General features: G+C 57.9%; 9 protein-coding genes. 3 read left to right on the forward strand and 6 right to left on the reverse strand.

Translation table 11 applies throughout. The features are described 5' to 3' along the window. Positions 1-302 precede the first annotated feature (302 nt). Complete coding sequence (gene rlmD, locus I1969_RS09780) at positions 303-1,751, forward strand: 23S rRNA (uracil(1939)-C(5))-methyltransferase RlmD (RefSeq protein WP_195234977.1); 1,449 nt, start codon at positions 303-305, stop codon at positions 1,749-1,751. 78 nt (positions 1,752-1,829) lie between these two features. Here the strand turns inward: rlmD and I1969_RS09785 are convergent, their stop codons facing one another. The 5 genes from I1969_RS09785 to tilS form a co-directional block, all read right to left on the reverse strand. After that, positions 1,830-2,651, reverse strand: coding sequence for a phosphatase (locus I1969_RS09785; RefSeq protein ID WP_195234978.1), 822 nt, complete (start codon positions 2,649-2,651; stop codon positions 1,830-1,832). A 165-nt stretch (positions 2,652-2,816) separates the two neighbouring features. Continuing rightward, positions 2,817-4,001, reverse strand: coding sequence for a pyridoxal phosphate-dependent aminotransferase (locus I1969_RS09790; RefSeq protein ID WP_195234979.1), 1,185 nt, complete (start codon positions 3,999-4,001; stop codon positions 2,817-2,819). 186 nt (positions 4,002-4,187) lie between these two features. Further along, on the reverse strand, positions 4,188-6,263 hold the full coding sequence (gene ftsH, locus I1969_RS09795) for an ATP-dependent zinc metalloprotease FtsH (protein WP_267471236.1): 2,076 nt from the start codon (positions 6,261-6,263) through the stop codon (positions 4,188-4,190). A gap of 61 nt (positions 6,264-6,324) precedes the next feature. Further along, positions 6,325-6,873 (reverse strand): hypoxanthine phosphoribosyltransferase, encoded by a 549-nt coding sequence (gene hpt / locus I1969_RS09800; protein WP_006235600.1) that lies wholly within the window; start codon positions 6,871-6,873, stop codon positions 6,325-6,327. Between the two features lie 148 nt (positions 6,874-7,021). Beyond that, the gene (tilS, locus tag I1969_RS09805; RefSeq protein ID WP_006235599.1) at positions 7,022-8,560 is read right to left on the reverse strand and encodes a tRNA lysidine(34) synthetase TilS; all 1,539 of its coding nucleotides are present in this window, start codon (positions 8,558-8,560) and stop codon (positions 7,022-7,024) included. A 48-nt stretch (positions 8,561-8,608) separates the two neighbouring features. Here tilS and I1969_RS09810 point away from each other — a divergent pair, with 48 nt between their 5' ends. Further along, the gene (locus I1969_RS09810) at positions 8,609-9,418 is read left to right on the forward strand and encodes an MBL fold metallo-hydrolase (RefSeq protein WP_006235598.1); all 810 of its coding nucleotides are present in this window, start codon (positions 8,609-8,611) and stop codon (positions 9,416-9,418) included. A gap of 82 nt (positions 9,419-9,500) precedes the next feature. Here the strand turns inward: I1969_RS09810 and I1969_RS09815 are convergent, their stop codons facing one another. Beyond that, positions 9,501-9,932: an Hsp20/alpha crystallin family protein gene (locus I1969_RS09815; RefSeq protein ID WP_040359532.1), complete on the reverse strand. Its 432-nt coding sequence runs from the start codon at positions 9,930-9,932 to the stop codon at positions 9,501-9,503. A 277-nt stretch (positions 9,933-10,209) separates the two neighbouring features. On the opposite strand from I1969_RS09815, the gene I1969_RS09820 reads away from it, so the two are divergent. After that, positions 10,210-10,677, forward strand: coding sequence for a hypothetical protein (locus tag I1969_RS09820; RefSeq protein WP_138113597.1), 468 nt, complete (start codon positions 10,210-10,212; stop codon positions 10,675-10,677). The last annotated feature ends 187 nt before the right edge of the window (positions 10,678-10,864 follow it).

A 10,864-nucleotide genomic window follows, 5' to 3' on the forward strand; every position in this document is an offset into this window, starting at 1 on the left:
TGAGTCGTGTAACGTCCAGAATCATACACTTTAGTGAGATGGAGTACAAGGCGAGTTTGCCCGCCGCGTGAGGGGTGTGGGGGTTAAGTTTCCTGCTCTACAGTCCTGCTCACGACGGAGGCCACATTAAGTGGCCTCCTGTTCGTGCGGAACTCGCGATAAACTTAACCCCCACACCCCTCACGCGGCGGGCAACCGTCGTTGGGCTTATCGCTGACACGATTAAACCGCTTGCATATCGTCTGCTGGCTTGGCACGGTACAATACTTGCAGCTTTAATTCATGAATTAGTGGAGTTATTGATGGCAGAATCTCGTGCGGAGCGTAGGGCTCGTCGTGCTTTGGTGGAGGCGGTTGAGGGGTCGAAGGAGGAGGAATCTTCTACGAAATCCAAGTCTTCTAAAGCTGCAAAAAGCAAATCGGCTAAGGGCAAGGCTAAGGCCAAGCGTCCCGGCTCTCGTCGGAACGAGGATAAGGCATCTCAGACTCGCTCCAAGCGCCCGTATAAGAATCCGGTTCCGTCTGCGCGCAAGGCCGTTGATCCCAAGTCTCCTTGTTCCATCATGAAAGCTTGCGGTGGGTGCACGGCGCTCAATCGTCCTTATAAGAAGCAGTTGGCGACCAAGCAGGCTGCTATGGAGGAGCTTTTTGCTGCTCTTTGCGAGCGCGAGGGTATTAGCGTCGACCCCATTCGTGGTATGGGCGTCACCCTGGGCGACCCGGGTAAATATCCCGCGCCGCGTGGCTTTCGTCATAAGGCTGCCACTCCCTTTGCTCCCGGTAAGGAGGGTGCTGTCCGTTGCGGTTTCTTTGAGCGCGGCACGCACAAGATCGTTGCCGTACCCGAATGCCCCGTCGAGGCGTCGGGCGCTCGTCAGATTCTCAACGGCATCGCACGCGAAGCTGAGCGGTTGCATATTCCCGCCTTTAACGAGGACAAGCATCTTGGTTTGCTTCGCTATGCCGTCATCCGCTGCGGTTGGCGTACCGACCAGGTCATGGTTACGCTCGTGACCGCCCAGCGTGACTTACCGCATGCGCAGGAATTCTTTGAGGCCGTCGCCGCACTCGATCCGCGCATCGTCACCGTCGCCCAAAACATCAACGGACGCCCCGGCAACGCCATCCTCGGCGAGGAAACCCGCATCGTGTATGGCGCCAAGTGCATGCGCGACCAGCTACTCGGCTGCGAGTTCGATATCTCCCCCACCGCGTTCTACCAGACCAACCCGCAACAGACCGAGCTGCTCTATCAGCTCGCTATCGACGGCATGGATTTGCACCAGGGCGATGTGCTCATGGATGCCTACTGTGGCAGCGGTACCATCGGTCTTTGCGCAGTTAAAGATGCCCAGAAAAAGGGCATCGGCATTATGCTGCTCGGCGTGGAGCGCAACCCGGCGGGCATTGCCGACGCACGTCGCAATGCCGAGCTCAACGGCCTCACCCGCAGCGCCTGGTTTATGGCCGACGACGCCACCGATTGCATCCTGGATGCCGCCGATAACAACGAGCGGGTCGATGTCCTTTCCATCGATCCGCCGCGCGCCGGCTCTACCCCCGAGTTCCTCGAAGCTGCCTGCGCGCTTAAGCCGCGCCGCATCACCTATATCAGCTGCAACCCCGTAACTCAAGAGCGCGACCTGCATCAGCTCCTCGACGGAGGCTATTGCCTGCTCAAGATCACGCCCGTCGACATGTTCCCACACACCGACCACACCGAAACCGTAGCGGTCCTCGAACGCCGCTAACCAACCTCAGTAGATTTTTGGGACAAGAAAGGGGGCGACCCGCCTGGGCCGCCCCCTTCGCTTGGTTTATTAACTCCGCTACATCCCATTGCGCAGATCGCACACGCCGGCTGCCGCCATCTCGCGCAGCAGCGTCTCGCGGTCGCGCGTCACGATCAAATCCAGCGGGAAGTGAATCTCGTCGAGCATCTTGCGCGCGTGATCGAGCTTGCCAATGGCCATGCCAATGTGGGCATCGGTTGACACGCCAATGCCCACGCCCAGCTCGGCGCAGCGCTCGGCGATCTTGCGGCATACGGCCCAATGCTCAGTGTCGACACCGTGTTCAAGACTATGGTTGTTGATCTCGATAATCTTGTGCTTGGCCTTAGCTGCCAACAGCACCTCGTCGATATCGAACGGCACGCCCGAACGCCCCGTGTGACCCAGCATGAACACCTTGGGGTGCTCCAGGGCATTGATATACATCTCGGTCGTCTGGGCCAGCGTCGCGCCTTCAGCAATCTGCGGATTATGCACGCTCGCAACCAAATAATCCAAATTTCGCGTAACCAAATCGAACAGCGAATGCTGACGGCTGTACGAATCACCGGCAATATCGAGCGTGACAGGAGTGTCCTCGCCAAACAGGCTTCCGTCCAGCGAAACGATATCGGCCTCGGCACCACGCAGCACCAGCACGCCGCTCCAAATGCGCGGCCAGATATCCTGGTTGATAAAGAATTGGTAACTGCGCAGGTCATTGGGGCAAGCCGTAACCATAGAGCTCAGATGGTCGGCAGATCCGAGCACCTGCAGGCCACGCTCTGCCGCCCAGTACACATTCTCCTCAATGGTCGAATATGCATGCGCAGAGAATATCGTATGGGTATGAATGTCACAAGAAAGCAGGTAGGGCATCAGGTCTCCTTATCTGGCACGGCCGTCGCTTATATTCATTGTACGCATAGCCTTCGATAGTCGTAAAACCACTCCATCCCAAAGACACAACGTCCATGACAACGGGGTCTGGCTTAACACCAAACCCCGTTTCACGTAAAACATTGTAGGCAGAGCGCTTTACTTTTAACGATACTCGTCCGCCAACTGTTTCCAAGCGGGTAGCGAATTGATAATCGTTTCGTAACTCACGCAATAGCCCAGGCGGAACCAACCCGGCATACCAAAGCTGTCCGAGGGAACCGCAAGCAACTCATACTTCTTTGCACGCTCGCAAAACGCATTCGCATCGGGTTCCAGCGCGTTCACCCACAGGTAGAATGCACCATCCGGCTCAACATAGGTGTAGCCGTACTCCGCTAGTGCGTCGGTAAGCGCGGTGCGGTTGCGCGCATAGGCCTCGACATCGCTCGGCTCATCGATGCAATCGATGATTACGCGCTGGAAGAGTGCCGGTGCGCATACAAAACCTAGCGTACGGGCAGCACCCGCAACAGCCGGCATCAGACGGGCAGCCTGCGGATTGGTGTTGGGAACCAAGATCCACCCCACGCGCTCGCCCGGCAGCGACAGCGACTTGGAATACGAGTAGCACACGATGGTGTGCTCGTAGATCGAGGGCACCCAAGGCACCTCGGCACCGTACACAATCTCGCGGTACGGCTCATCCGAGATGAGCATAATCGGATTCTCGGGATCGCGCTGAGCGTTGGCCTCGCGCAGAACATTGGCCAGTCGCGTCAGCGTGTCGCATGTATATACGGCACCGGTCGGATTGTTGGGAGAGTCAATGATGACGGCCGCCGTCTTATCGCTGATCGCCTTGAGCACGTTGTCCACGCTCAGCTGGAACGTATCTTCATCGGCGAGCGCCTCAACACACGTACAGCCGGCCTTCTCAATCCAAACGCGATACTCCGGAAAGTACGGGGCGATAACAATAACCTCGTCGCCCGGGTTCGTAACGGCGTTGAGCGTGCAGGTGAGCGAAGCCGCGGCACCCACCGTCATAAATACGTCTTTGCCCTCATAGCTCGTGCCAAAGCGGCGGTTGAGCGATTCGGCCACAGCGGCACGACATTGCGGCAGGCCCGGTGCGGGCGTGTAGCCGTGCAGCTGGTCGCTCGGCAGCTCCAGGGCCTTCTTAATCGACTCAGCCACAGCAGCGGGTGCCGGAACGCTCGGATTGCCCAGCGAAAAATCGAATACGTTTTCCGCACCGATCTGCGCCTTGCGCTCAAGGCCATAGCTAAAAATCTCACGGATGATGGAGCTTTCCGCACCGCGAGCATACATAGTTTCGTTGATCATCTGTTCCCCTTTCGCATAGGCGCTATTGTACGCTTTAGCCGAGCAAAGTGCCGCAGCAATGTTGATTGGGGACAGACTTAAATGCGTGAAAACGCTCATTTAAGTCTGTCCCCAATCAACAGATGGCCCAATATCGCTCAAAAAAAGCCTCCGCAGGTTTCCCCGCGGAGGCTTTCGCCACAAAGACTATTTGTCGGCGTCGGTGTCGGCATCGACGACGGCATGGCCATCGTCAGCATCATCGGATGCGGCTTCGGCATCCTCCTGCATGGCCGCCTGCGCAAAGGCCGCGGCATCAGCCGCCAGCTCCTCCTCGCTCATTCGAGGCACGCGCTTCTTGGTCGGCATGCCGGCCGCCTTGGCATTGCGCTCCTCCTTGGCCGCCAGGATATCGCCCTCGCGCTCAAGGTAGGCGTCCCACTCGTTATCGAGCAGGGCATTCACGGCATCGCCCTCGACAGTCTCGCGCTCAAGCAGCACCTTCGCCATCAGATCGAGCTGATCGCGACGGGCGTCCAGAATCTCGACCGCACGACGATGGGCCTCACGCATAATGCGCTGAACCTCGATATCGATGCGGCGCGCCGTCTCCTCGGAGTAATCCTGGTGATCGGCGTAATCGCGACCAAGGAACACCTGATGTTGCGCCTCGCCAAACACTTGCGTGCCCAGCTCCTCGCTCATGCCCAGGCGCGTGACCATCTCGCGCGCCATCTTGGTTGCGCGCTCCAGATCGTTGCTCGCGCCCGACGTAATACCATCGCACATGAGCTCCTCGGCAACGCGACCGCCCAAGAACACGGCGAGCTCGTCGAGCATCTCGTTCTTGGTCTTGAGGAAGTGGTCCTCCTGCGGAAGCTGCAGCGTGTAGCCCAGCGCCTGGCCGCGGCTGACGATCGAGATCTTGTGGACCGGATCGGAGTGCTCCAGGATGTGGCCCACCAGGGCATGACCGCTCTCGTGGTAGGCAATCGTGGTGCGCTCGGCCTCGGTCATCACGCGACCCTTGCGTTGCGGTCCGGCAATCACGTGCTCCATCGACTCCTCGACCTCGTCCATCGAGATCACGGAACGATGACGGCGAGCGGCCAGCAGCGCAGACTCGTTGAGCAGGTTCGCTAAATCGGCACCAGTAAAGCCAACGGTCATCTGGGCGAGCTTCTCAAACTTAACGTCCTCGTCCATCGGCTTGTTCTCGGCATGCACGCGCAAAATCTGCTCGCGGCCCTTCACGTCCGGACGGTCGACCGTAACCTGACGGTCAAAACGGCCGGGACGCAGCAGCGCCGGATCCAGAATGTCGGGGCGGTTGGTGGCGGCGATCAGGATGACCGACTCGCTCTCCTCAAAACCGTCCATCTCGACCAGCAGCTGGTTGAGCGTCTGCTCGCGCTCGTCGTGGCCGCCGCCCAAGCCGGCTCCGCGCTGACGTCCCACGGCATCGATCTCATCGATGAAGATGATCGACGGGGCCTGGGACTTGGCCTCCTTAAAGAGGTCACGCACACGGCTGGCGCCGACACCTACGAACATCTCGACAAAGTCGGAACCCGAGATGCTAAAGAACGGCACGCCCGCCTCGCCGGCAACGGCCTTGGCCAGCAGCGTTTTACCGGTGCCCGGAGGGCCCACCAGCAACACGCCACGCGGGATCTTGGCGCCCAGCTTGCGATAGCGATCCGGATCGCTCAAAAAGTCACGGATCTCCTCGAGCTCCTCGACTGCCTCGTCCACGCCGGCAACGTCTTCAAACTTGACCTTGGGGCGTGTGGCCTCGTTGGTCTTGGCGTTGGTCTTGCCAAACTGCATGTTCCTGTTGTTGGCGCCCATCATCTGGCGCATAAAGTAGAACATGATGGCGATAAGGGCGATCGTCGGAAGCACACTCATCGCCAAGTCGCCCCAAAAATCGGGATCGTTGGTGTTGACGATGTACTTGGTATCGGGGTGCTCCGCCATGAGCTCGGCAAGCGAATCGGAGCCGACATAGGTCGAGGAGAAGCTCTTGAGCTCGCTCGTATCGCCCTTGTCCTTCTTCGTCTTCCAGTAATGACCCGTCACGCTTCCATCTTGAACCGTATAGGTCAGATCTTCGACGCGATCCTGCTTGATGGCGCTCACCATCTCGCTCGTCGCGAGCTTAACGGTATTGCTGGAATTGGCAAAGCCGGAGCCCATGTTAAAGAAGGCGTAGCCCAGAAGCGCGCAAGCCAAAATAAAATACAGCCAGCCCGTACGCGTGGGCTTCTTGCCTCCGGACATCCCCGGGATCTTAGGCTCCCGGGGAGTCTGGGAATTGTTATCGTTATGGTCGTCGGGCATCTTACGAATAAACCTCCGGTTTCAAAATGCCCAGATACGGAAGGTTACGATAGCGCTCGGCATAGTCGAGGCCGTAGCCCACCACAAAGGCATCGGGGCAATGGGTTCCAACATACTTGGGCGTGATGGCCGAGGTGCGGTCCTCAACGTCCTTCCACAGGAAGGCAGCGACCTCCAGCGAAGCGGGCTTGCGGCTCTCGAGGTTCTTCATCAGGTACTTGAGGGTCAGGCCCGAGTCCAGAATGTCCTCGACGATCAGCACGTCGCGACCACGGATGTCGATATCCAGATCCTTAATGATACGCACGATGCCCGAAGACTTCACACCGTCGCCATAGCTCGAAACAGCCATGAAATCGATGTTGGTCGGTAGCTCAATCTTGCGCATCAGGTCGCCCATAAAGACAACGGCACCGCGCAGAACCGCGATCAGCACCAGATCCTTACCCGCGTAGTCGCGAGTGATCTCCTCGCCCAGGCGAGAAACGATGCCGTCGATATCCTCCTGCGTAAACAGAACCTTCTCGATATCCGGATGTTGAGAAGCCATGACAACCCTTTCTTGTGCTTAATCGCCCACACACCGCCGTATGGACGCGAACTACACATTCTAGCAGCGCACGGGGTATATTTTCCAGCCCGCGCACCATCAGCGCGGGAATACCGTCATCGCCGCACAGAACAGCTGGTGCGAGGGGCTAATCCGCGTCAACCACGCGAAGCAGATAAGCCACACGCGTCGCCGCCGTGCATTTAAAACGTTCGTCCGCGCGAACTCCGGCGACCCACACCACGGCACCTCCCGGCGCCGTCCTCACCACGGGCACGCCGGCGCGCTCGGAAACGGGAATGCGAGCCTCGCCTAGCAAGTCGGATACCTTCTTGCTTCGGCCACTCATTCCTAACGGGCACATCACGTCTCCCGGTGCGGGACCGTCCACCCACAGGCGCGCCAATCGCGCCTCTGCAGGGATCTCGCCACGTGAGCCCGCCAGGATCCGCTCACTATCGCTGTCGGCAAAACCCAGGGCAGCCGCGTCTACCAAAGCTGTCACTTCCCCGGCAGCCGCAAGCTCACGGGCGCGGCGCACGATATCGCATCCCGGCTCAACGGCCATCGGCTCTGCGACCAGCATGCGCCCCCCGCCCAACGGCAAACGACCGGGTATGGTAATCCAGTCCGCAACCAGCCCCTCACGAGCCGCCGGCGCCTTAAACGCTAGCATGCCAAACTCGACGCGCGCGTCAATTCCCGCCGGAAGCGTGACCGAGCCTGTGCCTTCGGCAACGCAGGAAAGGACTCGCTCCACATGTCGCATCTCTGGACGAGCGCCCGGATCGATGCGTTTGATCGCCAGTCGCACGATGCGCCGCGCGATTACCACCTCGGCCGCAGCAAGGCGTCTGGCATCGAGCACTAGCGCGCCCGCCGCCTCCTTGCGCAGGCAGCTTCGAAACGCCTGTGCCGACAGCTGGGATAGAAACGCATCTTCGTCACCCAAGATCTCACAGGCGGCGCCAATCGTCTTGCACACGCTCGCATTACGCTGTGCCACCACTGGCATTACCCGATGGCGCACGTAGTTTCGCAGATACGAGATATCCTCATTGCTCTCGTCTTCACGCCACGGCTGACCATGTACCTGTAGATAGCCCACGAGCTCGCCATGAGTTAGGTCGAGCAAGGGACGCACCACGATATTCCTCCGGCGAGGAATGCTCGATAGACCAGCGGGCCCCGAACCCTTAATCGCGTTCATCAAAAACGTTTCCGCGCGATCCGAAGACGTGTGCGCGGTGCAGATACGAGCCGCCGTTCGCGGTGCCCCCGTCTGGGCGCAGAGTTCGCGAACATACCTCCGCGCCGCGGCATAGCGCACCTCGCGGGCCGCGGCCTCAATATTGCCCGACTCCCCATCAAAATAAGCGTGCTCCACACACAGCGGTAAACCATATTGCGCGCAGAGCTCACGCACAAAGGCCTCGTCGCCATCGGACGCCTTGCCGCGCAGATGATGGTTTACATGCAGCACATGCAGGCGCTCGCGAGCAATGGGGGCAACACCGCGTCCGTCTTGGATATCCAGCTTTGATGTGCACGCCATAAGAAGCAGTGCCGTCGAGTCCGCGCCGCCTGATACCATGAGCACGACAGGAGCTGCCTGCTGCCTCGTCCGGGTCTCATCGACTGCCCCAGGCACGGCATGGTGTCCGTAATGCTGTGATACCGTTGGCATTCGCTTCCTCCTTTATTCGTCCGCACCCATTGTATCCTTTGGAATCTTATGTCTTGCCTGCACCTTCATATCCTCGGCAGTGGCTCTAAAGGCAACTGCGCACTCATCGAGGGCCCGCAGGGGCTCATTATGGTCGATGACGGACTGTCTCGCCGCGAGACATTAAAGCGCATGGCAGAACTGGGGCTCTCGGCAGACAACGTCTCGGCTCTTCTCATTACTCATGAGCATAGCGATCACATCAAGGGCCTCGATGTCTGGTGCAAGCACTGGCACGGCCCCCTCTTTGCCAGCAGGGGCACTCTTTCGAGCAAAGAAAATCTTTCGCATCTGCCTGTCGAGGAATTCGATCCCGGTGACACCCTATCCATTGCCGGCATCCACGTGCAAACCTACTCAACGTCACACGATGTCATCAATCCAGTCGGCTATCGATTCGACACCCTCGATGATTCCATCGGTTTTGCCACCGACACCGGAGAGCTATCGAGCCAGGCCATGAACACCCTCGAAGATTGTCGAGTCCTCGCACTCGAAAGCAACCACGATGTGACCATGCTGCGCGAGGGAGAATATCCCCGCTTTCTTCAGGAGCGCATCCTGTCTGCAAGGGGACACCTCTCCAATGGCCAAGCCGCCGAAGCCGCGCGCGAACTTGTTACCGAACGCACCGAACAGCTCATTGCCATGCATATCAGCCAAGATAACAATCGTCCGAGCCTTACCGTCAAAAGCTATGCCAAAGCTCTGACCGCAACCCTGGATGACGAGGTCGGCAGCTCCGCAACCCTTCTCCAAGGATCGCGAAAACTCTCGATACGCCCCGCAAGCCAGCATCGGCCAGTAACCATTCAATAGACTGTCCTAGACAGCAAAAGGGGCCGAGAATCGCTTCCCAGCCCCTTTTGCTGTCTTTTAATAGCGCAGAACACCAACGAAGTTAGTCGATGGAGATCTTCGTAACGTTCTTCTTCTCGACGATCTTGGGGACCGTAACGGTCAGGATGCCGTCAGCGTACTTAGCCGAGAGGCCCTCGCTCGAAGCGTCCTTTAGATACACGCCACGCGTCGCGCTGTACGAGCTGAACTCCTTCTGCAGGAAGTTCTTGCCCTCGTTCTCCTCGTCTTCCTCGACATTCACGCTAATGGACAGACGACCCTCGTTAAGCTCGACATCGATATCGTCCTTGGCGACGCCGGTCAGATAAGCCTTGACCTCATAGCCGTCGCCCTTATCCTCAACGTCAACGGGAAACGCCTTGGAAGCAATCGAGTTGTTTGCAAGGTCAGTCATATCATCAAACAGATCGAACAGCGAGCTAGCAGAAGGACGAACGCCAAAAACCGAACGATAAGGAACCATGCTTGCCATGTTTACCACTCCTTTTAAGGACTGCCGAGTCATCTTCTAGGTGACTGGGACTTCTTTTGACGCTCTTATATATGCCCACCCAGTGCTCATATATACATCGACTATAAAGTTTTTTGAGTCTAGTACTATAAGCATATCTAAGTGTGTTTGACTCAGGTTTTAATAAGGTTAAGGTTCTTTGAACCAGAGCTTAAATAACAAGTATGTTCACAGCTACAAATAGCAAGGGGCTTACAATGAGCGCGTACACGTTGTTGGTAACGAGCTAAAGGGCATCATGGACGACCAAAACCAGAACAAAATGTTTATGCCGACGCAGGGGGAAGATACTTCCACGCAGCCGCCGCGGTTCCATCGCCCCCACATCTCGCAAGAGCCCATTAATGATCCGGAGCCCGAGTATGTGACGAGAAATCGATATCAAACGCTCGAGGATGCCCAAACGGGACGTAAACATATGGGCGTCGCCTCGGGAGACCCTGTATATCTGAAAGACGCACCATTATCTAAAAACAGCGCAGCTAGTGATGAGCCGATGAAAGCATCCGCCACTCATCGACAAAGAGGTCCTCGACCAAAGCAAACCTTGACGCATTCGGCTCGCTATCTCGAAACGCCAAAACAGGGAAAATCAATCTTCGTTTCGACAAGTAAACGACGCAAGCAGCATCGACTGACAATCCTGCTTTTGATCATTGCGGTCATAGCAGTTGCCCTTGTTATTCGATTTATTTTCTTTAAATAAAAGCTCAATACCAAAAACGATAAGATCGTCTGGTGTAAATGAGTCATTTACGCCCGGTAAACGCAAAAAAGGGGGAGGCCGCGAGGCCTCCCCCTTCTCAGTTCAAGCGTACGGCTCGGTGCCGTCCACCGGTCAGCGGCGCCCTGGCCTCCCACGGGCTGACCCCGCAGTACTCTCGGCGCGATGG

It is taken from the genome of Collinsella aerofaciens (assembly GCF_015548375.1).
Classification (GTDB): domain Bacteria; phylum Actinomycetota; class Coriobacteriia; order Coriobacteriales; family Coriobacteriaceae; genus Collinsella; species Collinsella aerofaciens_AB.

What these genes read in the sequence shown, in the direction of transcription:
- rlmD (WP_195234977.1), top strand. Translation starts at nt 303, where the DNA reads ATGGCAGAATCTCGTGCGGAGCGTAGGGCTCGTCGTGCTTTGGTGGAG.
- I1969_RS09785 (WP_195234978.1), bottom strand. Translation starts at nt 2,651, where the DNA reads ATGCCCTACCTGCTTTCTTGTGACATTCATACCCATACGATATTCTCT.
- I1969_RS09790 (WP_195234979.1), bottom strand. Translation starts at nt 4,001, where the DNA reads ATGATCAACGAAACTATGTATGCTCGCGGTGCGGAAAGCTCCATCATC.
- ftsH (WP_267471236.1), bottom strand. Translation starts at nt 6,263, where the DNA reads ATGTCCGGAGGCAAGAAGCCCACGCGTACGGGCTGGCTGTATTTTATT.
- hpt (WP_006235600.1), bottom strand. Translation starts at nt 6,873, where the DNA reads ATGGCTTCTCAACATCCGGATATCGAGAAGGTTCTGTTTACGCAGGAG.
- tilS (WP_006235599.1), bottom strand. Translation starts at nt 8,560, where the DNA reads ATGCCAACGGTATCACAGCATTACGGACACCATGCCGTGCCTGGGGCA.
- I1969_RS09810 (WP_006235598.1), top strand. Translation starts at nt 8,609, where the DNA reads ATGTCTTGCCTGCACCTTCATATCCTCGGCAGTGGCTCTAAAGGCAAC.
- I1969_RS09815 (WP_040359532.1), bottom strand. Translation starts at nt 9,932, where the DNA reads ATGGCAAGCATGGTTCCTTATCGTTCGGTTTTTGGCGTTCGTCCTTCT.
- I1969_RS09820 (WP_138113597.1), top strand. Translation starts at nt 10,210, where the DNA reads ATGGACGACCAAAACCAGAACAAAATGTTTATGCCGACGCAGGGGGAA.